We start from the raw sequence: 26,072 nt of genomic DNA, 5'->3' as shown, positions 1-26,072 counted from the left end.
TAAGAGCATGTATCCTCTTTTTTACGCAAAAAAAGAATCCACATACGATTGGATTCTTTGTACAATGCCTCTTCTAAGCTTCCTTCTTAAATTTTAAGCTCGCTTCCACAAAGGCTGAAAATAGCTTTTGCGCACCCTCATCTCCTGCTATGGCTAGTTCCTCAGGATGCCACTGAACAGCCAAGCAAAATGGCATCTCCTCATGAACTACCGCTTCGATAATACCGTCGTTAGATTTTGCCGCTACTTTTAATTTTTCTGCTAAAACATTCACCGCTTGATGATGAAATGAATTCACTGCTATTTTCTCTTGTTCAACGATAGTCGCTAATAGATTGTCAGCAATAACCTGAACAGAATGGGTAGCTACAGCTCGACCTGATTGCTGCATATGTTGAAGTAATTTAGTGCTAAAATGATCACTATCAATATCCTGATATAAAGTACCACCTAAAGCAACATTTAGTATTTGAATTCCTCGACAAATCCCGAAAATAGGCATCTTCCGTTGGAATGCGGCTTCAATTAATGCTAACTCAATCGTATCTCGCGCTGGATGAATTTTTCCAAGCTTTAATGAAGGCTCAGCCCCGAATAGAAATGGGTGCACATCATGACCACCAGATAATAATAATCCGTCTGTAAGGGCTAAAATCTGTGCTGCCTCTTCTTCTACCCCAATTGGAATAATCAATGGAATTCCACCAGCTTCAATGATGCTTTTGCTGTAAGCCACATTTAATCGAGAGGATAAATCATCCTCAACAAAGGCTGTAATACCAATAATCGGTTTCACTTGCTTCCCCCCACATTCCTGAAAATTGAACAATTACCAAAAGCTTATATACCAATTGATTAATAGATCGCCATAGAAATAAACAATAACTGCAGCCAATGCAATAGATGGCCCAAACGGAATGGGTGTTTTTCTCCCCTGTTTGTTTTTCGATAACATGGTAATCCCGACAACCATACCAATAACTGCAGCTAAAAATAGCGTTAACAGTGTATCAATCGTACCCAGAACGAGACCAATTAAAAAGAATAATTTAATATCGCCTCCACCCATGCCACCGTTCGATAGCACAGCAATGATATATAATATGCCAAAACCAACCACAGCACCCACAAGAGAGTCCCACCACGGTGTTAATGGTGACAGCACTCGTCCAATAGCTAGCACAGGTAAAAAGAATACTAACACCTTATCAGGAATTAGCATATAGGCCAAATCTGACACAACGATAATAACTAATAAGGAGATAAAAAGGAACGCTACTATCAATTCTATGCCCCAGCCTAGCTGCCAATAAGCAAAGGCAAATAATACACCTGTCATTAATTCTATGACTGGGTAAACCCAAGAAATTTTATTGCCACACCCCCGACATTTTCCTCCTAAAAATACATAAGACAAAACTGGTACTAAATCAAGCGCCGTTAGTCGTCTCTGGCATTTCAGACAATGTGAAGGAGGATGTACAATCGACTCCTTCTGTGGTACACGTAAGCCAACTACATTATAAAAAGACCCAAAGACAAGTCCAAATAAAAAAATAAAGATCGTATAAGCCATTTCCAATTTCATGTCCTCCTAAACCAATAGGCGCCCATACAAATGAAGTATGGCGCGCCTATAAAATAAAGTTATTGTTGTTCTTCGTAATAGAACGTCGTCACTTGCACTGTTGCCTTTAACGTAAGATCTGCATCTTTCTCAAGCTGTGCCTGCTCTCCAGGCAATTTAAATTCAATCTTATCGGTTTTCATGACACGCTCTAATTGTTCAACCTCCTGTAAAAAGCTTTCAAGAGAATTAAAATCAAGCGCACCCACCTCTAATATAAAAGTAATAAGCTTTAAATTAGCTGGTAAAGAGTCCTCCGAAAGAGAGGCAATCGGTGTAGTACTCTCCTTGTTCTCCTGATCACCATTGACCTCTGCTTCAGCCTGCTCCAACATATTGAGGTCATTCGATACATCTGAAGGTGTCACAGTGCCGTCCTCACCTTGAACCGTTAAAGACAGTATACGAGTTCCTGTCACCTCTTCAATCTCAGCTAAATCAAGAATAATCTTTTCAACGGCTCTTGTGGCAGGTAGCTTTTGTCTTAAGGCTAATATATTGATAGTAGGCTGTCCCTGCTCCTTGTCTAATTGTGCTAGTTGTTCTTTGACATTAGCTAATTCTTGCTGCACCTGCAATACATTACTCTCTTTTTCATTCACTTCATTCAATTTTGGTGACAGCAAATAATAATACAGCGCAAATAAAATAGCAGCTATCAGCGCAAGTAACAAAATCATAGATGAATTTTTACTACTCGTTAATTTATTCATGAGCGTCGTCCTCCAGCTAAATACATAAAATCAATTGTCGCTGTGATAGACACTGAATATCGCGGTACTTCTTTAAATTTTTGTTGGGGTGTTAACTCCCTTTGTTCACCTAGCTCTATTTCGAAGTTTGAGACCGTGTTAATTTGAGCATCTGTAAAATAGCTACTCATTAAAAGTCGCTCCACATATTTCGATATATCTGTCATCGTTTCAAAATCCACTTCAATATTCACCGAGTTCTCTCCGAAAACATAGCTACGTAAATAGGAATGAGTTGGTAATAAAGTTTTTGTTTCATCAATTAACGGTGTTACAGGATAAGAAACGCTTTGAATAAAAGTCACAGACTCTTCCAACGAACCCTGATCGACACTTTGTCGTGCGTCTAGCTCCTGCTGCAATTGATCAAGCTGTGTTGTTAATGCCTGTTCCTCTGCAGTCAATCGTGATAATTCACCTTTTGATGTAAAAAATAAAAAAAGTAAATAAGCTACAATAAGTCCCACAATGACAATCACCAAGCTATAAAAAAGCTTGGGAGAGGCTGTTCTTTTTTCAAGTTGTGGTAAGAGGTTTATATCTGGAACCATTAATGAACCTCCTTCAAAGCTAAGCCAAGCAACGTTGAAAATTCTCGCTTAAAGCGAGGAAATGATTTCTCGATCTTTTTCCCATCGACGACTCTTAGCGGTGGTTCTAAATTAGAAGCAAGTAAGTTTCCAATTGATTTCAATAATGGGTTATCGCCAAGCATAATAATTTCATCCACTGCTTTTTCACCTTTATGTAAAGAAAACTTAAAGAAATTCATCATCCGATCAATCTCTAGAACCTGATCCATTACAACCATTTGATAATTCTCTGCTTCGCCATTATAGATAAATTGATAGTTAAACTCATTCTCTTTCTTCCCCTGCCATTGCGTCATATCTACTTCAATAGATTGATAGCGCAAAAACTCCACTTGGCCATTGGAAAAAATACTGATAGATAGCTCATTAATCGACCATTCCGCAATCAAATACGTTTTATTAGGCACTAATAATGACATATGCTCTAATAAGCGTATATTGCAAAGCGCACGAATATCGGCAGCTTCAGGTTCTAATGAAACATCTAGCAACATCCCTACCATTTTCGTTATCTCTTCGGAGGGCGCTGCAAATAAGATAGCCTTGCCATCCTCGGCATCAGCATCATAAACATCAATTAAAGGGTCTTGAAATGGTAAATGAATGGAATGTCCCAATTCCATTTCAGCATATCCTCGTAATTCCTGAGGCTTGACATCTTTAGGGTGCTCAAAGTTTTTTAATAGAACCGTCGTATCAGGGACAAACATACGGACAGCCTGTTTTTTCCCTGTCCATTTCATTACTTGCTCTTTAATCACCTCAAAAAGAGCTACCTCATCGACGATTGTTCCATTTTCAACGATTCCAGCTGCTAAAGGGTATTCATAGCCTTGCCACTGATTAGGCTCTGGTCCTTTCGCCACAATCGCACGCAGCACATAATCCTTCAGTTCAATCGAAACATGCGACTTTCTTTTTCTCTTAAACATGTGAAAAGACCTCCTTATCCTATTCAGTATAAATGATTTTTTCAATTAGTCATCCATTTCCCAGCCAGAAACGCAAATTTTCTTGCGCTTCTGAGTGGGTTGGGAGGACTGATTATTGCTTTGGAGTTTCTGAAGTAGACGCAGGTTTTTCTCCTGCGCTTGTTAATGCTTCATTTAATTCTTTTTCAGTTACTTCAGTTTTTCCTAATTTGAGAGCAGTTTTCATACTATCAAATTTAGGATACTTAATTGACCATGTGTCCTTTTCAAAAGTAACTGAAGTATCTTTTAAATCAATTCCATCTACAAATGGTTCTAATGCCTTTGCATTACATTTACCATCAGTACATGCCCCATCAATATAAGCAATTTTAGCCCCTGCTAGAATATTTGATGCCTCCGCTAAAATTGCACGGTCCTTCGACTTATTAATAATATTACCAATTGCAGGTACAGCGATTGCTGCGATAATTGCTAGGATAACAATTACAGCTAATAGTTCAACTAATGTTAAACCTTTCTCATTTTTCAATAGTTTTTTATTTTTCCATTTTTTTAACATAATGAAATCCTCCTTAATAGTTTTATATGAAGTGTGTGTACACGCGCTTCTGAACATTATGGCGAAGCTGCACAATCTCGCCCAATACATTTGCCACCTGTTCCTTTGCTTCCCTTGCGAATATCGTCTGCAATATGCTGTAATGTGGCATTATCAAAATTTATATATTTTCCATTGCTGTAATAAATCGCATGCGCATTGAAGTAGTAGGTGCCTTCGATAAATTGGACATTGGCACTCTGACCTTCTTTATCTGCCTCTAATATTTTACCGGCACTGTCTAGATACCCGTCGGATACTAATTTTTCCACTTCGACGATTTGCCATTGATCAGCGGTTGGATGCTCCATAAAATAAAACTGTGCGGCATGAATAACATTGATGGCATCTGCCTTTAATGCCTTATAACGTGAATTATCAATGACATTACTTATTGCTGGAATTGCAATGGCAGCAACGATAGCTAGAATAACAATGACTGCCAATAACTCGACTAATGTCAAGCCCTTTTCGTTCTTTACCCTAATTTCCATGTCCAGTCTCTCCTTTAATACTTAACCATGAAGATACCTACTTGCCGCTTCCTTTTGTTAGCAAATCTAAGTAGATATTTTCCATTAAGCGGAACAAACGGGCATCCATATAAACATTGTAAATATTACATATTTTCATATAGTTGGAACATTGGTAAGAATATAGCCGCTACAATTACTCCTACAACTAGGGCCAATACCACAATCATTAAAGGCTCGATAAGTGACTTAATGGTATCGACGGCACGGTTTACTTCTTCTTCATAAAAATCAGCAATCTTTTCAAGCATGTAATCCAAGGACCCTGTTTTCTCACCAATTGATGTCATTTGTGTAACAAGCGGTGGAAATAGCCAGCTTTTTTCAAGTGGCTCTGATAATGTGCCACCCTTTTCTAAATTATCGCGGGCTTCCAGTACTACTTTACCCATTACTGGATTACCACCAACCTTTTCTACAATTGTTAAGGCTTGTAGAATTGGCACGGAGCTGCTAAAGAGTGTTGACAAGGTTCTTGTCATTCTCGCGATAATATCCTTTTGCAACAGCTGTCCAAAGATTGGCATACGCAGTAAAAATACATTGACGGCATAATGAAACTCTTTATTATTTTTATAGAAATAGTGTAAACCCACTACTAACACCAATAGTCCCAAAATCAAAAGGTACCAAAATTGAATGAGCCAATCACTAATACCTACTACAATGACCGTTATTAACGGCATTTCCAAATTCATTTCTTTAAATGCATCCATAAAGGTTGGCACAATGAACACCATTAAAAACATACCAACCACCAGTGTTAAAAGTGATAAAATCGCTGGATAGGTCATGGCAGATTGAATTTTTTTCTTGATGTTATATTGCTTCTCTAGTGTGCTTGCAAGACGATCTAATGTATCATCGACGTTTCCTGTAGCCTCACCAGCACGCATCATATTGACAAATAGCAATGGAAACACTTTTGGATGTTTACCTGCTGCATCTGAAAATGCCATCCCATTTCGAATATCCTCTTCAACCTGCATCAATGCTCGTTTCAGTGGTTTACTCCGCGTTTGCTCACCCAAAATATGGGTTGCTTCAACGACAGGAACGCCAGCACGAATTAATGTCGCATATTGCCGACAATAAATAACAAATTCCTGGTGCTTTACTTTTGTCCCAAAAGCAATATCTTTATGTAAAATGCTATTTGATTCTTGAAGTTCTCGTGCATTAATTCCTTGTGCTCGAAGCTTTTCCATGGCTACCTTTTTATTTGGTGCCTCGATAATGCCCTTTTTAGGTGCTCCTGTTTTGGTACGACCACTATAACGAAATATCGTCAACTATAATCACCAGCGTTCATATATGGTCGTGCATCCTCAAGTGAAATCTTACCTGTCGTAATTAAGTGTTGCATCGAATATTCCAATGTGTGCATACCTAATGCTTTACTTGTCTGCATCACACTTGGAATTTGATGGATTTTTTCATTACGAATTAAATTCGAGATGGCAGGTGCCTGTACTAAAATTTCTGTCGCCGCAATACGCCCTTTTACATCCTTACGTACAAATAAACGCTGAGAAACAATACCTTGCAGTACATTCGCAAGCTGCACACGAATTTGACTTTGCTGATGTGGTGGAAATACGTCTATAATACGGTCGATCGTTGTTGGTGCACTACTTGTATGAAGTGTAGCCATGACTAAATGTCCTGTTTCAGCAGCTGTAATAGCCGTTGAAATGGTTTCGTAATCTCGCATCTCCCCGACTAAAATAATATCTGGGTCCTGACGTAGTGATGCACGTAAACCATTTGCAAAGCTCATCGTATCGACACCAATCTCACGCTGATTGATGACAGATTTCTTATGTGAATGCAAGTATTCGATTGGATCCTCTAATGTAATAATATGTTTTGATCTCGTTTCATTAATATGATCAATCATTGCTGCCAAGGTAGTTGATTTTCCTGAGCCTGTTGGGCCAGTCACTAAAATTAAGCCTTGTGGTTTTTCCGCAAGCTTATATAACACTTGTGGCATATTGAGCGCTTCAATAGAAGGAATTTTAGCCTCAATTAAACGAGCCGCAATCGTTACTTCATTTCGCTGATGGTAAGCATTGACACGGAATCGACATTTCCCAGGCAATGAAAAGTTAAAGTCCGTTTCTCCTTTGTCCTCAAATTCCTGTTGTTTATGTACAGGGAGAATGACCTTTACCATTTCCTTCAAATCCTCTGTTTCAAGTGGGACTGTGCCATAATGCTCCAGCTGCCCATGAATACGATACACTGGTGGAATATCTTTTGTTAGATGTAGATCCGATGCTTTCTCTTCAAATGCACGTGTTAATAATTCAACGATTGAATATGCTGTCATTTCTTTCACCCCTAGTCTGCACTTGCAACACGTAATATTTCTGATGTTGTTGTTTTGCCAGCTACAACCTTTAGTAATCCATCTACTAATAAGGTATGGAAACCTTTCTCATTCATATAATCACGTAGAACGCTATCACCAACACGATTTAAAATCATATCCTTCATTTGACGATCAACAGGGAGGATTTCATGAATCGCCATACGTCCTCGGTAGCCTGTATGATTGCAGGCAGGACATCCACGACCTTTTTTACCGTGCGTTACGCCCTCCACTCCATTTTCCTCAAGTATTTCAAGTTCACGTGAAGTGAATACATATGGCTCAGCACAATCACGACAAACTTTACGTACAAGACGTTGTGCCATGATTCCTACAAGGGAAGAGGATAGTAGAAATGGCTCAATCCCCATATCATGTAGTCTTGAAATAGATTCTATGGCACTATTAGTGTGCAGCGTACTTAACACTAGATGGCCTGTTAGTGAAGCACGAATAGCAATTTGAGCTGTTTCAAGGTCACGAATTTCCCCCACCATCACAATGTCAGGATCCTGTCGTAAAATCGATCGTAAACCTACCGCAAATGTTAAGCCGACTTCCTCTTTTACTTGTATCTGGTTGATACCATCTAATTGATATTCCACTGGGTCCTCAACTGTAATAATATTGACGCCTTCTTCATTTAAATGAGAAAGTGCCGCATATAAAGTAGAGGACTTCCCTGAGCCTGTTGGACCAGTAATCAACATCATACCGTTTGGATGGGCTATCATTTTCCTAAAAAGTGCCTCATTACTTGCACTAAAGCCTAATTTATCAATATCATTGGCTGAATTGGTTAAATCTAAAATACGCATCACAACCTTTTCACCATAGACTGTTGGTAATGTGGCTAAACGGATATCGACAGGTCTAAAATTAACATTGGTTTTAATACGTCCATCCTGTGGGATACGATTTTCTGTAATATTTAAATTCCCCATAATTTTAATACGAGCCAATACGACATTTTGCATATGCTTGGGCAAGGATCGTTCAGTACGAAGCACTCCATCTACTCGATAGCGGACACGAAGCTCTGTTTCTTGTGGATCAAAATGGATATCACTTGCGCGCTGTGCGACACCATTGGCAATAATTTGATTCACTAAACGAACAATAGGTGAATCCTCATTTTCAATTTCTTCTTGTGTTTCCGTACTAGTCGCAGCCAAATCCAGCATGGCCGCATCCATTGATTCCTGTAAATCATAGTATTTTGTTATCGTCCGATATAAATCATCTTTTGCTGCAATACTTGTCTCGATTTGACAGCCTGTCGTCATACGAACTTCCTCAATGGCAAAATAATCCATCGGGTCTTCCATTGCAATAAACAATTTATTTTTTTCTTTGCGAATCGGCATAATATTTGTCCGCTTCGCAAGCTCCGCAGGAATTAGCTGTAATAATTCGGGACTAATTGAAAACTGATTCAAGCTTATATGAGGAATACCCAGCTGGAATTCTAAGACCTCAATAAGCTGCTGCTCTGTTAGGAAGTTTTCTTTAATAAGGAAATCTCCAAGCTTCTCATTTTTCATCTTAGTAGTTAATGCGTACTCTAGCTGGTCAGCTGTGATAACACCTGATTCAACCAGTAAATCCCCTAAACGTTTACGCCCTGGCTTCATTGCCATAAACATACCTCCAATCGTTATGGACTTGTTTGTACAAAATTGCCACCCTTGTCATAGTAGCCATAGACAATTTCTGGTCCATCTTCTTGCTTTGTTTCCTCTGGTGTTGAAGGTTTCACATCAGGCAAGCCATTCCCATCTAAATCCACTTCTAAATCAGGATCTGATGTTCCTGCCCCTACGTTTTGAGTAGGTGTTGTGATCGTAACAGGCTCCTGCGATGAACGCGTAACAATTCGATTTTGAGGTGCATAATAATCTCTACTAATGAATTGTTCTTCTGTTGCTCCGTTCTCTACAATGGAACGATACACTTCCACTCTTGAACCCTCTTTACCCTCTTGCTCCACTCGTTCTTGTCCAGCTTTTAAATCCTCCGAATAGCGATAAATAATTCGTGGCTTCACGATTTTATCCTTGCTGACGCGAACTGTAATGTCCTTATCTTTCGCTGCTGCAAAAACTTCTATCTTTAATTGATTACCTTCCATAGATGCTTTCATTTTACCAAGCTGTTCGGAACGATTAATAAACTGTAAGTCTTTTACTAATGCTGCATTGATATCTGCTTCAATGCCCTGCTGCAAATAGCTTGGATTTATTTCCTGAGAATGTCTTTCTAAAATTTCGTAATCCGTTTGAAGAATTACACTATATAGCATTGATGCCACAAAATCTAAACCTGCATCATTGACAACCCCAGCCTGTTCACCTAAAAGTGTAAGCAAAGAGATTGATTGATTTGGAACTAGATTTACATCATTTATTAACGGAATGATTTTCGCTACTCCTTGACTATTTGCTGATAGCTCGGCAATCTGAAAGGCAATCCTTTCCCCGGTTTGCATGGAACCTTCATTGATAACGGCTTCGACCTTATGCTCCTTCAAATAGCTGGCTTGTAAGATTAGTTTCTGGAGTGTTTTATCGGTATCCCAAACCCCTGCTTCATCTATTTGCTGCGTAATTGCTTCATTGACGGTAACAGGAATGGGAATATGAACTACTTTTTCTTTATGCCAAAAAGCATACCAAGGCTTTTTTGTCAGCATTTCGTACTGAGCAATAGCTGCTAATGGATCAAAAGCAACTTGTTTCGAGTCAATGGTTTTGACTATACCCTCACTAACAATTTCCATTTCGGTACCTTGCCATTCTGAAATTGCATTTTGTAGCGTTGTTGCTAAATCTGCGGTTTTCACATCATTGATCTCAATACCTCCAATGGTTGAAGATTTAGGACCTTCTTTAGCAAAAACTGTGTCATTTAGCACAAATGATGGAACAAAAAATCCCACGATTAGAACAATTACCAAAAACAAGCTAATTATTTTTATGTATGTTTTCATCCACATCATCCTTTATTTAACTTAGTGGTTTTTCTATTTATATACAAATGATACTACAACTATGGTATTCTGGCACTACTAAAAATGCAACTTTCTTCCGATTTTACTTTTGATTTTTATACAAAAATTCAAAAATAATTCAAAAAGTAGTTCTATAGAATCACAAAGTGTTTTATAATTCTATAGAAACAACTTTTTAATTTGTTATAATATCCTAGATAGTAATTTTTATCTAAATTTTTTTAAGTATGTAATCCCGTTGTATGATATTAGGATGTAAATTATTAAAAAATTAAAGCCATTTGCTGTTTATTAAGTGAAATGAAGCTGTAGGATTTATTTTCCCTTATTTATCTTTTCCATTCATAGTTGTAACGTACTATTTATATCAAGTTAAAGTTTTATCCTTCGAACCCAAAATATCAAATTGTGATTATGGAAGAATAGACCAATTTTAATAGTTCACCAAGATTTCAATTTAATTAAATACATAAATTTAGTACTATCATTAGTTAGTCTTCAATTTTTTTATCATGGAAAGGTGTTGAAGAAATGAGCCCCAAAAAGATATTTAACGAACGTGGTATTTCATTAATAGAGGTTGTTGCGTCTATCGTCCTTCTGGCAATCATACTGGTTTCTGTAATTAATTTACTTCCCCAAATGGGTAAAAAAAATAACCAAAATGAAGATAAACAAATCGCTGTAAACCTTGCATCAAAAGAGCTAGCTTATTGGCAATCAACGTTAAAGAGTGAAATTAAAACTTTGTTGGCAAATCCAAATGCTACGTTTTCATTTATCGAATCTGGTGACAAGCTTACTTATGATGGTGATGATACGATTATCATTAAAACATCTAACACTAGATCAATGTCATCAAAATATTATACTGAGATTAAAATAACAAGATAAAGTCCGTATAATTGTGTAAAAGTAAAAAGGCCATATAACAGTCCTTTTACGGTACAATGTTTTTAACGACAAAAACATACCCAGGAGGACTTTTACATGACCCAAGTACATTTTACACTGAAAAGCGAAGAGATTCAAAGCATTATTGAATATTCTGTAAAGGATGACGTTTCTAAAAATATTTTAACAACGGTATTTAATCAACTAATGGAAAATCAACGAACAGAATATATTCAAGCAAAAGAATATGAACGAACAGAAAACCGACAAAGTCAACGAAATGGCTATTATGAGCGCAGCTTTACGACACGTGTAGGCACGCTAGAATTAAAAGTACCCAGAACACGTGATGGCCATTTTTCACCCACAGTGTTTGAACGTTATCAACGAAACGAAAAAGCCCTCATGGCTTCAATGTTGGAAATGTATGTATCAGGCGTTTCAACTCGTAAAGTATCAAAAATTGTGGAAGAACTTTGTGGTAAATCCGTCTCTAAGTCCTTCGTTTCTAGCTTAACAGAACAGCTAGAACCTATGGTTAACGAGTGGCAGAATCGTTTATTATCAGAAAAAAATTATCCTTACTTAATGACCGATGTACTCTATATAAAAGTACGAGAAGAAAATCGAGTACTCTCAAAAAGCTGTCATATAGCGATTGGAATAACCAAAGATGGCGACCGTGAAATTATCGGCTTCATGATTCAAAGTGGCGAAAGCGAAGAGACCTGGACAACATTTTTTGAATACCTAAAAGAACGCGGTTTACAAGGTACGGAACTCGTTATTTCTGATGCGCACAAAGGATTAGTCTCTGCCATTAGAAAATCCTTCACCAACGTAAGTTGGCAAAGATGCCAAGTTCACTTCCTAAGAAATATCTTTACCACCATTCCTAAAAAAATTCAAAATCTTTCAGAGAAGCTGTTAAAGGAATTTTTAAGTTCACAGATATTAACTTAGCGCGTGAGGCTAAAAATCGATTGATTCATGATTATATCGATCAACCAAAATATTCAAAAGCTTGCGCATCATTGGATGATGGATTCGAAGACGCCTTTCAATATACCGTACAAGGAAATTCCCACAATCGACTAAAGAGTACCAATCTAATTGAACGACTGAATCAAGAAGTACGCAGAAGAGAAAAGATTATTCGCATCTTCCCCAATCAAACATCAGCCAATCGCTTAATTGGAGCCGTTCTTATGGACCTACATGATGAATGGATTTATTCTTCAAGAAAATACATCAATTTTGATAAGTAGAAATGGTAAAAACATTGTATAGCATTTTACACAGGAGTCTGGACTTGACTAATAACAAAAACACCAGATCTAGATTCACAGCCCACAGAAGCCAATCAGATTAGTATTTTTATATATAAAAATAACAATATTTTAGTAGCAGAAACTTATGGTTATGTCTTTTATTGAGGGTGAAAATTATGAAAACTAATAACGAAAGAGGACTTACTTTAGTAGAAGTGTTAGCAACAGTGATTATTTTGTCTATAATATCCATTTTGGCCTGGAGTATATTTTTTCAAGGCACAGAATTTTCAAAGAAAGCTGTCTCTAAAAATCAAATGCAACAAGAAGCTAATATCATTATTGCTAGTTTAAACTCAATTCATAAACGTTCAATTGAATATAGTATTGATTCTAGTAATTGTAAACTATCGGTTCAATATACTACCCAAAGTACAACAAAAACAGAAGTATTTGAAAATAGCCAAATGTGTATCCAAGCAAATGATTTTACTATAACTCCCAAAACAACTGATGCAGATATAAATATAACAATTGAAGAAAAAGGTAGACCTAAAAATAAAATTCAAATCAATTCTTTATTAAGTCGATTAAAGGAGGAGAAAAAATAATGAGAAATGTCCTAAATAATAATAAAGGTTATGCATTGGCGTTTGTATTAATTATATCTATATTATTCACCGTGATTTTTTTCTCATTTCTAGCAATTTCCTCCAATACAACAAAGCAACATAACATTGTGGAAAGTACATTCCAATCTCAAACTATAGCAGAGATGGGTGTAGGTTATTTTCAAAGCGCCATGACCAATGAAATTATTTCAAATCAAACTCAAATTATTCAAAATGTAATTACTCAAAGAGACCAAGATAGAAAAAAAAATATTATAAAACAGGATGCTTACTATGTTGCTTTAGCAATGTCCACTATGCAAAATAGATTACAAAACATTGCAAACACATTAAACAAAACTGTCACTATTCATCAAAATGATAAGAATTCTTTTAATATTAATCCTACTAATGAAGGAAGTTTTTTCGCAAGACAGGGTGATAGGATTATTATTGCTTTTACAAGCACAGGATATGACGAAATCAAACATGCGGAAATAAAAGGCACCATTACAGTTGATTTTTCCAATATGATTGTACCAAAAACTAATGAAGATACTGATAGTAGCGCTATTCCTACAGGAAATACAATTGCTGATCCTGGAACGAATTTAAAAATCTGTCCATCAGGAAAAAAAGAAAATTTATCAAATGAATCTTGTCAAATACAAGGAAGTATTACTTATCATCAGAATGAGAATTTAATACTATCAAATACAACTTTTCGAGTAAGTGGTGATTTTAAAGCTGGCAATATGAATAATGATAGACTTGAAAACTCGACCCTTTATATACTTGGAAGCATGATGACTGGAAATTTAAATACGACGAATAATTTAAAATTACATGTTAATGGTGCGCTTACAGTTGGTAATTTTAACGGTAGTGGTTTATCCAACTCCGTTATTGAAGTGGGCGGGAACGCTTCAATGGGGGTTATTAAATTAAATAAATCTACTATTTTTATTAATGATGGAAGATCCTATTACGATCCAACAATAAAACACATAAATGACATGCAAGATTCTATTATTTTTATTAACTCCGATACAGTAATCGGAGATACGCAACTTGGTAATAATGCAAAAATTTGCGTAAACGGACATTTGAAAATAGGTAATATTAATAATAATTTTAAGAAAACGAGTAATATTTATGCAAAATCATCAAATAATCCTTCAGTCATAACTAACCATGACGAATTCGAAGCCGCATGTGTTGGAGGAGCAATCCCTACCCCTTCTCCTGGCTCAATTGACTATACTACTGAATATGAATACTCATATTAAGAGCTATACTTGTAATAATTAAAGGTTACTTAGAGTGCTATGATGAATGAGCACTCTAAATAACCTCTTTTCTATTTCCTCAACAACCTACCCGACAACAGCATCCCAATACCACCAATGGTAATAAATAGAACAGCTCTAATTAATAAATCAAGGGCAGATAAGTCAAAGAAAATTAGCTTAATAAATGCGATAACTAAAATAATAAAGCCTGTTGTGCGCAATGTTTTTAAATGTTGTGTGGAACTAATCCATAGTGAAACACTAGCTGTTAAGAATAATGTAATAGTTGTAAGGGCGATACTTAGCTTCCAATCAAGGGCGTTGTTAAACGTGAACTGATGGATCAGCCCCCATATCGAAATCATCGTGAGCACGATACCCGTACTTACAATGGCGTCCACATATTTCCCCAGACGGTCCTCGTACAATCGATAAATAATTCCTTTTACAAGCACATCAGCGACAACCGCTACAATCACTGCTATATAAATTAATCTAGTGATACTGTTTAAGCTTTCCAACATTGTCACTCTAGTGCTAATCATCAAGGAGACTAGTAGGAAAAATGCGCCAAGTACTGGCGTTAAAGCACGTCCTTTGTAAGTTTCCTCTACAAATAAAGAACCAGTAAATAAGGCAGCTAATACGATACACACCATATATGGAATGCCATTTGTGGCTGTAAAGTATACGGCATCTAGCTTGCTAATATAGGCTAAGAAATAGCCAGCTGTGACCACTGCTAAAATATCGATTACATACAAATCCTTCATGACCTTTTCAAAAGGTGAAAGTGTCTCTTTTGGACGTCTTGCATATAAATAAATAATGATGAAATAGATGATTGGCATAAATAAGCTTAAATGATCGATGCTGAAAAATGGACTTGGTTCATGGAAAACATAGTTTAGTGTAAATGTCATCACAAGGGAAAGTGAAGTAACAACCTTCATCATACTTGCACGTATTCGTAAGCTCATCATCACGCCTGCAAATGCAATCAAAGGATACAATAAATCATCCACTTTATTCGGAATATTCAATAGAAGTATCATATTACAGAAGGCGATAAACATGAGTGTCACAGCACTATCCAATACCTCCTGCCATTTTTGACGATAGCTATAAAAGGCTACAGCGCCAAATAAAGCCATTAAAATGAGGAGTAGCATTTCTCCATTTTCAAGAGAACGAATGATCAGGTTCAGCAGTAATAAACTAAATGAGCCTAAAGAAAATTGGAGTCCGATGTGAAGTGGCTTCCATTTGGATTGTGCGTTATACAGTAAACACCATATTGCGTAAAAGATTGCTAGAATCACAAGTAAGCCAAGTGCAAAAACTACTTGCTGATCACTATTCATAAATGCTACAACACTCACTGCTAGCACTGAAAAGAATGTGGCGATATAAAGGGCTATTTTTTGCTTGTGCTGGTAAATAACTAATTGCAATGCAGCAAACAATACGACCACAAATAATAAGATAATGACAGCACTAAAATCCATATATTCTAGTAAGTAAGGTAGTAATAATGATGTAAAGGCAACAAAAACAGTTAGTGCTTCATTTTTCTTCAAATAGCTAATGGCAATGCCATAACCAATATAAAGCAGCGTAATGCCTAGTGCTGGGATAAGACCAATGATTTCATATAATATGGCACTCGCTGCGGTTGTTAAAATACCGACAATAAATGCCCCACCATATAAAGAAATCGTTATAGCTATTGAGCCTACTTTCCTACGCTCTAGTACATAGGCAATAACCGCCAATCCCACCGATAGTACATAGGCAAGGATGATTTTCACGCCATCCGATAAATAGCCATAGTCACTGACAAGTTTTAGACCCCAAAGTACACCCATTACTAAAATAACCATGAATACTTTTGGAAGTGCCCACATAACACGTTCCTCCATCGATGGCTGTGGTTGCACTTCTTTTTCCGCTACTTTAGTCGGGATAGGCTTCGACTCCAGTACTGGTTTTGGTTTAATTGGTTCTGATTGCTTGATCATCGACTGTCTGGCATCAAGAGTATTAATTTTTTTAGTGCTTTGCGAACCTTTTAATACTGACAACTCCTGACGTAAATCTGCCATTTCCTCCTCGAGCTTCGCAATTCTGCGCTCCAATTCAAGGGACATTCAATCATCCTCCCCACTTTATCAATTTTCTAACATTATAACATATTTATCCTTATTGTAAAATTACACTTTTCGTTCATTTTATCTCGGTCTCCGATACATTAAGGCACGTTCACTATCACTAGTGCCCCGTGTGGTTGGATCGACAATGACCCCCATTAACACAAAAATGGATAAGACTGTATTTAAAATAGATGATATTTGTTCACTCATCACACCTGTAAAATCATAGCCAAAAATTGCAGCCACTTGTTGTGCAAGTAAGAGCAACAATGAAAATAGCCCTAGTAGAAATGGAATATGTTGAAGACGAACCTTCCAGTTAATTCTCATAAAAGCTCACCTCCCCCCCCTCTTGCCACAGTATATGCATAGTGGTTATGTGACACATATGCAAAAATGGAACTCTTGCCAAGTTACTAGGATTTTTTGATAATATTTTGCGATGCAAGCTATTTTCAAAAAATAGAAGGCATGGGGAGGTTTATCATGAGTAACATATTCATATATTTTGTAAGGTTGCCTCGATTTCGAGAAGAATAATGGAAAAGGAGTAAGTGAAACGTCCCTACCAATACCAGCTACCTTCCCATTTTTTATGGTGTCAAAAAATTTTCTACCGTTGATATTACCTTTTTTAACAACATGAAAAATGCCAAGTCCATTTAAGACTTGGCATTTTAGTTAGAAGAGTAGGTGACCAACCAATGCAGCGATTGGAAGAGAAATAAGCGTACGTAGTATAAATAAGACGACTAAATCCAAAAATTTCAATGGAATTTTTGTACCTAAAATAAGTCCACCTACCTCAGACATATAGATCAGCTGTGACACAGAAACAACTGCAATAACAAATCTAGTAACATCCGATTCAATCCCTGCACCTAAAATAGAAGGTAGAAACATATCGGCAAAGCCAACGACCATTGTTTGCGCTGCTTCAGCCGCTTCCGGCAAGCCAAGAACGGTTAAAATTGGCTCGAACGGTTTTCCTAAAATCACAAAAATACTTGTAAATTCAGCAAGCATTAAGGCAATTGTCCCAAAAGCCATAACGATAGGGGCAACACCCACCCATAAATCAATTACATTTCTAGAGCCATCTTTGAAAAATTGTCGAGGATCACGATTTGCATGCGCAATAGCAAGTGCATTTTCTAAGCCATGTGAGACAGAATTATAGCCCTCTGGTAATTTCTCACGTGAATAATCTACTGGTGTCCCATCTATGTACGTGTCCTCCTTTTTCGCAAGGGGATAGATTCGAGGCATAATAATGGCTAATACAATTCCACAAAGTACTACTGTCAAATAATAAGGAATAAAATAGCGTGCCAAATGTACAGTATCCAATACAACGATACAGAATGTGATGGACACTACTGAGAAACTTGTGGCAATAATCGCAGCTTCTTTTTTTGTGTAGTTCCCCATCTCATATTGTTTACTGGTCATTAACACACCTATTGTGCCATCTCCAACCCATGACGTAAGAGCATCAATTGAAGAACGTCCTGGACTTTTAAACAGTGGCCGCATAATTTTCACCATCATTGTCCCGAAAAATTCAAGTAAACCGAAGTTTGTTAAAAATGGTAAAAGGAAACCTGCAAACAAAAAAATGGTAAATAAAAACGTCACAAGCCCCTCATTTGGATCCATTAGGAGTCCACCCGTATTTTCATTATTGATGGCAGAAGGTCCAAAATTGAAGACCACCATTGAAGCAAAGGCTAAACCGATAATACGAGTAATTGTCCAAAACCAATTAACATAAAACAATGTATCTAAAATACTAGGTTCTTTAGTATTTTTACGTGGTATAAATTTCGCTATGAGTGCACCAATTGCAGAAATGGCGAACATTCCAATTGTAAAATAGCTAATGATTGGAGCCACTATCCCCGCTAAAACATTAGCTAATATGGCAATGGGTACTTTCCATCCCTCTTCCGTTAAAATGGGGGTCATAAATAGAAAGATACCAATTAAAGAAGGAATAATGAAGGAATAATATGTAGCAACAGAATACTTTTTCATTTTTTTCTAAAACCTCATCTCTTTTTATCTCAATAATTTATGTATTTTGCATTCCAACAATTAAAATAGTGTTTATAAGAAACATTTATTTATCAATTGTTGTACTACTATACAAGCAAAAATATGTTGTTTTCATTCAACATCTCATCCCTCCTTCTGTTATAGGACTATTATAAAAGCTTTGAAGTATTGAGCATTAAATAGAATAACACTCACATTATTCATGTTTTTATACCATAAACGTGTTATAAAACTATTGTAAACGCTACAACATATTTGGTTCAACCTCACAATATTCTGAATATTTATTCATCCTTAAATATAGAAAAGTCTAACTTCTTAATTAGAAATTAGACTCCTTTGATTTAGCTAGCAATTCTACTATGCATCAGCTTTTTTTAATTGTTTTACTGGACCCTTCGTGACTTCAGTTAGTTTTGAATTGATAGCAAAGATTTTTGCGTTGATAGTAGTGATTCCAAATTCAGCTAGCCTTTTGGAATGCATTTCTATATATTGTTCAGCTGTGCGTTTAGATTCGAATAGGTAGATGCCGCCTGCTTCGTTTGTTTCAGGGCTCTCTGTCCAAATTTTCCACAAAAGTCCTTCCTCTTCATAAATACTTTTTGCTAAATCAGAAAACGCTTCTGCCATCTCATCACCAAATGGTCCATCCAATTTAAAATCTACCTGTAATACGTATGTCATTGCCATTCTCCTCATTATTTAGTAGTAATATAACATTCACCGAGCATTTCCTTCATTTCATATTGATCTGATGAAAGCTCTTTTTCACATAAGCTATAGCCTCTGACTTTTCCCAATCATACATGACTTCAATTTCTTTAGAAAATAGAAGTTTTTCTTTTTCAAGTAAGCTTAAAAGAGATGGCTGTTGTTTTGGTTGCAGCTCTTCAAAATTGAGAACTTGTTTTAGTCCTTCAACATAGTTTACAAATGGACGTCCACCAACAATTTTTAAGCCTTTATTATCCTCATTCATCATAATAATAGTTGGAAATCCTCTTACGCCTAGATTTCTTGCAAGATCAAAATCTTCATTTAATAACTGTTGCCCGCTTGTTTGTTCTGATTCATGTACAATAGCCCCTCCATCAAGCCCCAGCTTATTTACAATGTCAATCATAACGGATTCCTCTGCAATATTTTCATTAAATATGAATAACGCTTCTCTTGCTCTGCGCAAATATTCAAATGCTGTAGCATCATGCTGATTTTTTTGAATCACTTTAAAAACACGAGATGGCGGATAGGATGATTGCACTGGATTATTCATCATCACTGTTCCATCTATTGGCATGCGATAATATTCTCCAACTTCTCTCCAGTGTCCTACCACGTCCGCAGGTCCTGATATTCCATTTGCAGGGTCTACTGGACCATCACCCCATTTTTCTAGTAATCCTCCCATAATCGTATGAAAGTTAAAATAGTGTCCGTACTGCTCTATAAAACGTCGAAGAACGGGTTCGAGTGCCCAACAATGAGAACATATTGGATCAGTTACATAGTATACTTCAACGGATTTCTTTGGTTGATTAAAATCAATCATCCCCAATTCATCCTCGCTAGCTACTCCACATACACCTGTCTCTAAATCACAAACCATTGGATGATTCTTCAATTGACTATCCCCTTTTCTTACTTTCGTTAAGAATAAATATATAACGCTCTTATTTGCCTTACAGTTGTATTTTATTCATAATAAAACCATCATTAAACCAATAATTTATTTGAATTGTTGTTTATACAACACTTTTTAGAAATTGTTTAAAAAGGAGTGCTAAGTAATGACCTCATCTAAGACAGATCTTCGTGTTATACGGACTCGTAAATTAATCATGGATTCTTTCATTGCACTTTCTAGTAAAAAAGAGTTCAAGGATATAACGGTTAAGGATATTACGACAGAGGCCATGATTAATCGTGCGACTTTTTATTATCACTTTGAAGATATATATGATTTGTTAGAGAAGGTACTGTCAGAAGTATTATTAATTAATTTGAATGATGACTTTCTACAGTATAACGAACTTAATGAAGGCGCTTTCATTATTCTCTTTAAAGCGATAACTAATTTTCAAAAGTCATTGTCTAATCGTTGTCATAGAGGCTATGAAGAGACAATTGCTCGAATTATTAGAGAGCAGCTTGAAATTATCTTTTACAAAATGTTATTGAAACAAAATGCAGCGACAGAGAACGAAGCGCTAAAAATGACTGCTGTAATATTAAGCTGGGGAATCTATGGGGCTTCTATAGAATGGAGAACTAGCAATCAGGAGATACAACCCGAAGAATTTATCAAACCTGTAATTCCTTATTTATTGGCAGGTATTGATGATCAACATAAAAGTGAGTAAACACTTATGAAATGATATAAGTGTTTACTCACTTTTGGTGGTTAGAGATTTTGTGTTATGATCATCTTTTTATTTTTGGACAGGAGATACAAAAATCATTTGCTTCATCAGAGGTATGATAATAGAAACAACATGTTTTTCTCAAGCGTACAGGTTGCTCCGATTCCATAATTTTCACTTTAGGACCACAGTAGTTCGTCAAAGGATTTTTCCTTTCTCCAAAAATGGAGCCTGGTGCTAGGTTTACAATATAGTGATAATCCTCTTGTATACGAGCCTTTTCTTGCTCGCTGGCCCCTTCCCCTATTTTTGTTTCATAGAGCCAATTCACATAAATAGCTGTGTTTTCCCATAAGATTGTTTTTGGGATTTTACTTATTTTCGCTAATGACCGCCAAACCTTCGCTAAATTATTCGCAAAGATTTCTCCAAGAACCTCATCACGCCATTTTTCACGGTCTTCAGTAGGTATTGACACTGTGCGATCAATTAGCCGAATAGTAGGAAGCCAAGGTTTTGCATATTCCGCTTCTACCCACATATTTTCAATTCTGCAATGTAGTCCTTTATCGTATCTGGACATAGCATAGAATGCTGAAGCTATCGTTAAGACACTATAGCGCTTCGCAAATAACGATGCCGTAACTAGGATAGAGGGCGATTGAAAGAAATGGGCAATTTTTTGTAAATAATCTAGAGCTTGTTCATTGTCCAATAAATTTTTAGCATATAAAGAGTATGTAGCATCTACTGCAGGCTCTATCGCCAATCGATAGTCTCTTAGTAACACTGATGTTTCTTCAGCTGACAGTGTGAGGCTCAACAGATCCCTACCTCCTCTAATTCCACTGATTGAACTGTTCGCCCCTTGCCATGTGGCACACATAAAGGTGTACCAAAGAGCGGGTCTTTAATAATGGTACAATCCATACGAAAAACAGTCTGGACCATCTCTGTTGTCACCACTTCCTCTGGCTTCCCTTGGGCATAAACCTGTTTATTACGCACCGCCACAATATGATGGGCATAGCGACAGGCTAAGTTTAAATCATGTAATACCATAACGATGGTACGCCCTTCATTTTCATTTAAATCAAATAGTAAATCTAAAATTTCTACTTGATGAGCCATATCTAAATAAGTTGTAGGTTCATCTAGTAAAATAAGATCTGTTTTTTGAGCCAATGTCATAGCAATCCATACACGCTGCCGCTGACCACCTGATAATGCATCTACTGGACGATCGGCAAATTCAGTCATCTGCGTTACTGCAAGCGCATTGTTTACAATATTTTCATCCTCTGTAGACCATTGCTTTAACCAGCTCTGGTGTGGATAACGACCTTGCTTAATCAATTGCTGAACAGTTAATCCTTCTGGTGCAACAGGGCCCTGCGGCAGAATAGCTAAACGTTTCGCCACCTCTTTCGTTGAAATGGCCTCTAGTTTATTCTCATCTAAAAAAATTTCACCCGACTTCGCTTTTTGTAGTCGTGCAAATGTCCGAAGTAGTGTAGATTTTCCACAACCGTTGGCCCCAACTAGTACTGTAATTTTTCCTTTTGGTATTTGAAGATTCAAATCCTCTAAAATAAGATTTTCTCCATAGCTTACATGTAAATTTTGTGCTTCTAAGACATTTTTCAAAATCCTGTCACCTTCTTCTCCCGCTTTTAACTTTTTAACATGGAGCTTTATTGATTGCGCGTTCTAAATAATAAATAAATAAAGAATGGTGCGCCAATTGCAGCAGTAAAGACCCCTGTAGGTAAATCCTTTGGTAAAAAGGCTGTGCGTGCCACAATATCAGCTACAATGACAATGATTCCACCTATAATAGCTGCCACAGGAATTAATCCTGCAAAGGAACGCCCTACAAGCATTCTGCTCATATGAGGAGCCACTAATCCAACAAAGGCAATGCCACCAGCAAAAGCTACTGCAGAACCAGCTAGCATTACACTAATGAGTAGAAAAAGTACACGATACACTTGTACTTTTACGCCTAGCCCTATCGCTATTTCATCGCCTAATTCCTTCACATTCACCGTTCTTGCTAAAATAAATGTTAGTGGCACTAAAATGACTAGCCATGGTAATAGCAAATAGACATCCTGCATATTAGCCCCATACAAACTACCTGTCAGCCATAAATAAGCCTTCGTTGTAGCGGCTACATTACTGATCACAAGCAGCATCGTCACAACTGCCTTTGCTAAGGCTGAGATGCCAATTCCAATTAATACCATACGAATGGGTGTGACTCCTTTTCTCCATGACAGTAGATAAATGATGAAGGAGACAATACCAGCACCTAATATAGCAGCTAACGGTAAAAATTGAATGCTGACTGATCCCATAAAGTACACGATAAAAATAATTGCACCCATCGATGCTCCGCTCGTTACACCAATAATATCTGGGGCAGCAAGAGGATTACGAATAATTCCTTGTAAAATTAAACCGGCAACTCCCAGCGCAGCACCAACTAATAAGGCCATTAAGACACGCGGGAGCCTTAATGTATGTAAGACAAAATCATAATCTCCATTCCCATAGCCCATCAATTCTTTCACCACTGTCACTGGATGAATAAACTCACTACCAGCAGATAAACCCAGAACCGTTATGATGACTAATAATAAGCTTAATAGTAATAGTATCCAAGCCGATCTTTTAGCAATTTGAAAAGATATACGATTAGATTTCGTTCGTACTGTCACATAATTAGGCATTTTTTGCTAACCCCTTTCGTGCAATATAAATGAAGAAAGGAGCTCCGATTAAGGCAGTCATGACACCAATCGGCATTTCCAATGGCATAATCACATATCTTGCCGCAATATCAGCCAACAGTAGCAATATTGCTCCCAACACGGCACTGTAGGGAATAATCCAGCGATAATCCGTGCCAACAAGATGGATCGCCATATGAGGGACAATCAAGCCAATAAAGCCTATTGAACCTGCAACAGCTACTGAACTACCTGCAAGTATGATAATAATTATGCCTAGCGAGATTTTCGTGATCATTGTTCGTTGTCCTAATCCTTTGGCAATATCATCTCCTGATTGTAAAATATTGATTGAACGCCCCATAAATATTGCCACAACTGTCACTCCTAAAACAAACGGTAGGACAGGCACAAGCATTTCAATACTACGCCCCGATACAGAACCTGCTAACCAAAACAGGACACTTTGTAAACCTTGTTCATCGATGACTAAAAGCCCCTGCGTAAACGAGACAAATAGAGCTGTAATCGCTGCACCAGCTAATACTATTTTTATCGGTGTTAACCCATCTCTTCCTAATGAGCCTAGGAAAAAAACCATTGCTCCCGCTGCACCTGCCCCTAAAAAGGCAATCCACATATAGCTCATTAAAGACTGAACGGAAAAAAGAGTAATAGCACTGACAATAAAAAATATGGCCCCTGCATTAATACCTAAAATATCAGGAGCTGCTAAAGGATTTCTTGTTAATGCTCGCATTAATGCACCCGCAATGGCAAGGCTTGCGCCAACTACTGTAGCGATCACAGCTCTTGTAAATCTAGATGTTCGAATAATGACATGCTCCTTATTAGCAGCATCAAAATGAAAAATAGCATCATAGATTGACGAAAAAGGTATGGACGTTTGACCAATAGCTATGCTGATTATAAATGCCAGCAAAAGAATCAAACAGCTGATGAGTAAACCTATTTGTTTCATCGGTCTACTGGAAAGAATAATTCTCATGTTATGCCAACTTTCTTGATCCACAATTTATCTTATGTAGGTTTCAATTATGCTCAAACACTACAATGAGAGGGCTGTTATTCAAGTATTCTCTAACACTTTTAACAGCCCATCCTTCATTCACTATTTTTCTAATTCAAACTTGTCATAAATATCATCTAACATTAAATTAGCACTAGTAATACCACCTGCTAGATTCCAATTGATTTCATCTACCTGATAAACTTGATTCGCTTTCACTGCGTCAAGCTCTTTCCAAAGTGGATGGTTTGTCCAATCTTTATAAGTTTTTTTCACTGTCTCATCATTTTCCATAAACATATAAATAACATCAGCATTCATTTGGGTAATACTTTCCTTGTCCGTTAGCTTCACAATTTCTAAAGAATCATCTGTTAAATTTTTAGGACCTTGGAATCCAAGCTCAGATAAAATAGAACCCGCATAACCTGTCACATAAATACGAGCATGGTCTGCTCTGAAGTTGACAACAGAAACATGGAATGGCCATTTATCGCCAAGCTTCTCTTTGATTTTTGTTTGGAAATCAGCTACTCGCGTATCCCAATCGCCAAGTAATTCTTTCACCTTATCTTCTTGATTCATTGCTTGACCCATCATTTCAGCTGTTCCTTTGAAATCGAAAACTGTTTCATGAGCAACTGTTGGAGCAATCTGCGATAACTGATCATAAATTTCTTCATGACGTACTTTAGAAGCAATAATTAAATCTGGTTTAAGCTTTGCAATTTCTTCAAGGTTTGGTTGTGTTTCTTGTCCTACAATTGCAACGCCATCAAGCTCATTCTTCATATAATTATAAACAGGCGCTTCAGCCCAAGATTCTACTACCCCAACTGGCTTAATGCCCATAGCTACTGCAACATCTGTTGCGCCTTGATATAGTGTAACGATTTTTGTAGGTGTGCCTTCAATCGTTGTAGTACCCATTGCATGTGTAATCTCACGACTAGAAGATTTTGATTCTGTGTTACTTTCTTCTGCTTTGTCGTTCTCTTGTGAACTACTGGAGTTCGATGTTTTCTCCCCACACCCAACTAATAATAACGCGAAGGTTAATAGTAGTGTGAACAGTACAAAAAAGTTCTTTTTCTGCAGTGATAATTTTGGCATACATTTCCTCCTAAGAAATAATCGACAACGATAATCATTATCAATTAAAGAGTATACTGTACGATTGTTTTATTGACAATATCTATTTTTTCAAAAAACATACTTTTTCAATAAAAATTTATTTTAC

24 protein-coding genes and 2 pseudogenes are annotated in these 26,072 nt (G+C 36.9%); 5 read left to right on the top strand and 21 right to left on the bottom strand.

Annotated features, from left to right (window positions below):
* Positions 1-73: 73 nt before the first annotated feature.
* The 11 genes from NP781_RS03200 to NP781_RS03150 all read right to left on the bottom strand — a co-directional run bounded on the left by NP781_RS03200 (position 74) and on the right by NP781_RS03150 (position 10,404).
* Positions 74-796, bottom strand: coding sequence for a gamma-glutamyl-gamma-aminobutyrate hydrolase family protein (locus NP781_RS03200; protein ID WP_257521361.1), 723 nt, complete (start codon positions 794-796; stop codon positions 74-76).
* A gap of 33 nt (positions 797-829) precedes the next feature.
* Positions 830-1,582, bottom strand: coding sequence for a prepilin peptidase (locus tag NP781_RS03195; RefSeq protein WP_257521360.1), 753 nt, complete (start codon positions 1,580-1,582; stop codon positions 830-832).
* A gap of 65 nt (positions 1,583-1,647) precedes the next feature.
* A complete protein-coding gene (locus tag NP781_RS03190; protein WP_257521359.1) occupies positions 1,648-2,340 on the bottom strand; it encodes a hypothetical protein in 693 nt (230 codons plus the stop codon).
* A complete protein-coding gene (locus NP781_RS03185) occupies positions 2,337-2,930 on the bottom strand; it encodes a PilN domain-containing protein (RefSeq protein ID WP_257521358.1) in 594 nt (197 codons plus the stop codon). The genes NP781_RS03190 and NP781_RS03185 overlap by 4 nt, the downstream gene beginning before the upstream one ends.
* Positions 2,930-3,904: a type IV pilus biogenesis protein PilM gene (gene pilM, locus NP781_RS03180; protein ID WP_016991996.1), complete on the bottom strand. Its 975-nt coding sequence runs from the start codon at positions 3,902-3,904 to the stop codon at positions 2,930-2,932. The genes NP781_RS03185 and pilM overlap by 1 nt, the downstream gene beginning before the upstream one ends.
* Positions 3,905-4,016: 112 nt before the next feature.
* Positions 4,017-4,466, bottom strand: a complete 450-nt coding sequence (locus NP781_RS03175; RefSeq protein WP_257521357.1) for a prepilin-type N-terminal cleavage/methylation domain-containing protein — start codon at positions 4,464-4,466, stop codon at positions 4,017-4,019.
* A 56-nt stretch (positions 4,467-4,522) separates the two neighbouring features.
* Positions 4,523-4,999: a prepilin-type N-terminal cleavage/methylation domain-containing protein gene (locus NP781_RS03170; protein ID WP_054550585.1), complete on the bottom strand. Its 477-nt coding sequence runs from the start codon at positions 4,997-4,999 to the stop codon at positions 4,523-4,525.
* Positions 5,000-5,124: 125 nt separating this feature from the next.
* Complete coding sequence (locus NP781_RS03165; RefSeq protein ID WP_257521356.1) at positions 5,125-6,330, bottom strand: type II secretion system F family protein; 1,206 nt, start codon at positions 6,328-6,330, stop codon at positions 5,125-5,127.
* Positions 6,327-7,373 (bottom strand): type IV pilus twitching motility protein PilT, encoded by a 1,047-nt coding sequence (locus NP781_RS03160; RefSeq protein ID WP_257521355.1) that lies wholly within the window; start codon positions 7,371-7,373, stop codon positions 6,327-6,329. The genes NP781_RS03165 and NP781_RS03160 overlap by 4 nt, the downstream gene beginning before the upstream one ends.
* Before the next feature lie 11 nt (positions 7,374-7,384).
* Positions 7,385-9,055, bottom strand: coding sequence for a GspE/PulE family protein (locus NP781_RS03155; protein WP_373880536.1), 1,671 nt, complete (start codon positions 9,053-9,055; stop codon positions 7,385-7,387).
* Positions 9,056-9,072: 17 nt separating this feature from the next.
* Positions 9,073-10,404 carry a G5 domain-containing protein gene (locus NP781_RS03150; protein ID WP_257521354.1) on the bottom strand — a complete coding sequence of 444 codons (1,332 nt, stop codon included), beginning with the start codon at positions 10,402-10,404 and terminating at the stop codon, positions 9,073-9,075.
* A 552-nt stretch (positions 10,405-10,956) separates the two neighbouring features.
* Here NP781_RS03150 and NP781_RS03145 point away from each other — a divergent pair.
* From NP781_RS03145 to NP781_RS03130, 4 genes and pseudogenes are all read left to right on the top strand, one after another.
* Positions 10,957-11,319 (top strand): type II secretion system protein, encoded by a 363-nt coding sequence (locus NP781_RS03145; protein ID WP_257521353.1) that lies wholly within the window; start codon positions 10,957-10,959, stop codon positions 11,317-11,319.
* A 96-nt stretch (positions 11,320-11,415) separates the two neighbouring features.
* Positions 11,416-12,587: pseudogene (locus tag NP781_RS03140) on the top strand (IS256 family transposase).
* A 179-nt stretch (positions 12,588-12,766) separates the two neighbouring features.
* On the top strand, positions 12,767-13,201 hold the full coding sequence (locus tag NP781_RS03135; protein ID WP_257521352.1) for a prepilin-type N-terminal cleavage/methylation domain-containing protein: 435 nt from the start codon (positions 12,767-12,769) through the stop codon (positions 13,199-13,201).
* Entirely contained in the window at positions 13,201-14,490 is a 1,290-nt protein-coding gene (locus tag NP781_RS03130) for a hypothetical protein (protein WP_257521351.1), read from the top strand. Before NP781_RS03135 ends, NP781_RS03130 begins: the two co-directional genes overlap by 1 nt.
* A 71-nt stretch (positions 14,491-14,561) precedes the next feature.
* Here NP781_RS03130 and NP781_RS03125 read toward each other — a convergent pair whose 3' ends face one another.
* The 5 genes and pseudogenes from NP781_RS03125 to NP781_RS03105 all read right to left on the bottom strand — a co-directional run bounded on the left by NP781_RS03125 (position 14,562) and on the right by NP781_RS03105 (position 20,328).
* Entirely contained in the window at positions 14,562-16,643 is a 2,082-nt protein-coding gene (locus tag NP781_RS03125) for a DUF2339 domain-containing protein (RefSeq protein ID WP_257521350.1), read from the bottom strand.
* Between the two features lie 81 nt (positions 16,644-16,724).
* Complete coding sequence (locus tag NP781_RS03120; protein WP_048391360.1) at positions 16,725-16,976, bottom strand: phage holin; 252 nt, start codon at positions 16,974-16,976, stop codon at positions 16,725-16,727.
* Positions 16,977-17,327: 351 nt separating this feature from the next.
* Positions 17,328-18,683 (bottom strand): YjiH family protein, encoded by a 1,356-nt coding sequence (locus tag NP781_RS03115; RefSeq protein ID WP_257521349.1) that lies wholly within the window; start codon positions 18,681-18,683, stop codon positions 17,328-17,330.
* Between the two features lie 381 nt (positions 18,684-19,064).
* Positions 19,065-19,391, bottom strand: coding sequence for a monooxygenase (locus tag NP781_RS03110; RefSeq protein ID WP_004225776.1), 327 nt, complete (start codon positions 19,389-19,391; stop codon positions 19,065-19,067).
* A gap of 14 nt (positions 19,392-19,405) precedes the next feature.
* Positions 19,406-20,328: pseudogene (locus NP781_RS03105) on the bottom strand (DsbA family protein).
* Between the two features lie 166 nt (positions 20,329-20,494).
* Here NP781_RS03105 and NP781_RS03100 point away from each other — a divergent pair.
* A complete protein-coding gene (locus NP781_RS03100; RefSeq protein ID WP_257521348.1) occupies positions 20,495-21,067 on the top strand; it encodes a TetR/AcrR family transcriptional regulator in 573 nt (190 codons plus the stop codon).
* Between the two features lie 61 nt (positions 21,068-21,128).
* On the opposite strand, the gene NP781_RS03095 is transcribed toward NP781_RS03100, so the two are convergent.
* From NP781_RS03095 to NP781_RS03075, 5 genes are all read right to left on the bottom strand, one after another.
* A complete protein-coding gene (locus tag NP781_RS03095) occupies positions 21,129-21,890 on the bottom strand; it encodes an IucA/IucC family C-terminal-domain containing protein (RefSeq protein WP_257521347.1) in 762 nt (253 codons plus the stop codon).
* On the bottom strand, positions 21,887-22,714 hold the full coding sequence (locus tag NP781_RS03090; RefSeq protein WP_221680440.1) for an ABC transporter ATP-binding protein: 828 nt from the start codon (positions 22,712-22,714) through the stop codon (positions 21,887-21,889). The genes NP781_RS03095 and NP781_RS03090 overlap by 4 nt, the downstream gene beginning before the upstream one ends.
* A 47-nt stretch (positions 22,715-22,761) precedes the next feature.
* A complete protein-coding gene (locus tag NP781_RS03085) occupies positions 22,762-23,802 on the bottom strand; it encodes a FecCD family ABC transporter permease (protein ID WP_221680439.1) in 1,041 nt (346 codons plus the stop codon).
* Complete coding sequence (locus NP781_RS03080) at positions 23,795-24,811, bottom strand: FecCD family ABC transporter permease (protein ID WP_221680438.1); 1,017 nt, start codon at positions 24,809-24,811, stop codon at positions 23,795-23,797. Before NP781_RS03080 ends, NP781_RS03085 begins: the two co-directional genes overlap by 8 nt.
* 123 nt (positions 24,812-24,934) lie before the next feature.
* Positions 24,935-25,945 (bottom strand): ABC transporter substrate-binding protein, encoded by a 1,011-nt coding sequence (locus NP781_RS03075; RefSeq protein ID WP_257521346.1) that lies wholly within the window; start codon positions 25,943-25,945, stop codon positions 24,935-24,937.
* Between the last annotated feature and the right edge of the window lie 127 nt (positions 25,946-26,072).

The sequence above is a fragment of the Lysinibacillus sp. FN11 genome, assembly GCF_024628845.1.
GTDB classification, from domain to species: Bacteria; Bacillota; Bacilli; order Bacillales_A; family Planococcaceae; genus Lysinibacillus; species Lysinibacillus capsici.
Note: the sequence above shows the minus strand (reverse complement) of the source record. Positions and strands in the feature narration are given on the sequence as shown.

What these genes read in the sequence shown, in the direction of transcription:
- NP781_RS03190 (WP_257521359.1), bottom strand. Translation starts at nt 2,340, where the DNA reads ATGAATAAATTAACGAGTAGTAAAAATTCATCTATGATTTTGTTACTT.
- NP781_RS03185 (WP_257521358.1), bottom strand. Translation starts at nt 2,930, where the DNA reads ATGGTTCCAGATATAAACCTCTTACCACAACTTGAAAAAAGAACAGCC.
- pilM (WP_016991996.1), bottom strand. Translation starts at nt 3,904, where the DNA reads ATGTTTAAGAGAAAAAGAAAGTCGCATGTTTCGATTGAACTGAAGGAT.
- NP781_RS03175 (WP_257521357.1), bottom strand. Translation starts at nt 4,466, where the DNA reads ATGTTAAAAAAATGGAAAAATAAAAAACTATTGAAAAATGAGAAAGGT.
- NP781_RS03170 (WP_054550585.1), bottom strand. Translation starts at nt 4,999, where the DNA reads ATGGAAATTAGGGTAAAGAACGAAAAGGGCTTGACATTAGTCGAGTTA.
- NP781_RS03160 (WP_257521355.1), bottom strand. Translation starts at nt 7,373, where the DNA reads ATGACAGCATATTCAATCGTTGAATTATTAACACGTGCATTTGAAGAG.
- NP781_RS03155 (WP_373880536.1), bottom strand. Translation starts at nt 9,055, where the DNA reads ATGGCAATGAAGCCAGGGCGTAAACGTTTAGGGGATTTACTGGTTGAA.
- NP781_RS03150 (WP_257521354.1), bottom strand. Translation starts at nt 10,404, where the DNA reads ATGAAAACATACATAAAAATAATTAGCTTGTTTTTGGTAATTGTTCTA.
- NP781_RS03145 (WP_257521353.1), top strand. Translation starts at nt 10,957, where the DNA reads ATGAGCCCCAAAAAGATATTTAACGAACGTGGTATTTCATTAATAGAG.
- NP781_RS03135 (WP_257521352.1), top strand. Translation starts at nt 12,767, where the DNA reads ATGAAAACTAATAACGAAAGAGGACTTACTTTAGTAGAAGTGTTAGCA.
- NP781_RS03130 (WP_257521351.1), top strand. Translation starts at nt 13,201, where the DNA reads ATGAGAAATGTCCTAAATAATAATAAAGGTTATGCATTGGCGTTTGTA.
- NP781_RS03125 (WP_257521350.1), bottom strand. Translation starts at nt 16,643, where the DNA reads ATGTCCCTTGAATTGGAGCGCAGAATTGCGAAGCTCGAGGAGGAAATG.
- NP781_RS03120 (WP_048391360.1), bottom strand. Translation starts at nt 16,976, where the DNA reads ATGAGAATTAACTGGAAGGTTCGTCTTCAACATATTCCATTTCTACTA.
- NP781_RS03115 (WP_257521349.1), bottom strand. Translation starts at nt 18,683, where the DNA reads ATGAAAAAGTATTCTGTTGCTACATATTATTCCTTCATTATTCCTTCT.
- NP781_RS03110 (WP_004225776.1), bottom strand. Translation starts at nt 19,391, where the DNA reads ATGACATACGTATTACAGGTAGATTTTAAATTGGATGGACCATTTGGT.
- NP781_RS03100 (WP_257521348.1), top strand. Translation starts at nt 20,495, where the DNA reads ATGACCTCATCTAAGACAGATCTTCGTGTTATACGGACTCGTAAATTA.
- NP781_RS03085 (WP_221680439.1), bottom strand. Translation starts at nt 23,802, where the DNA reads ATGCCTAATTATGTGACAGTACGAACGAAATCTAATCGTATATCTTTT.
- NP781_RS03080 (WP_221680438.1), bottom strand. Translation starts at nt 24,811, where the DNA reads ATGAGAATTATTCTTTCCAGTAGACCGATGAAACAAATAGGTTTACTC.
- NP781_RS03075 (WP_257521346.1), bottom strand. Translation starts at nt 25,945, where the DNA reads ATGCCAAAATTATCACTGCAGAAAAAGAACTTTTTTGTACTGTTCACA.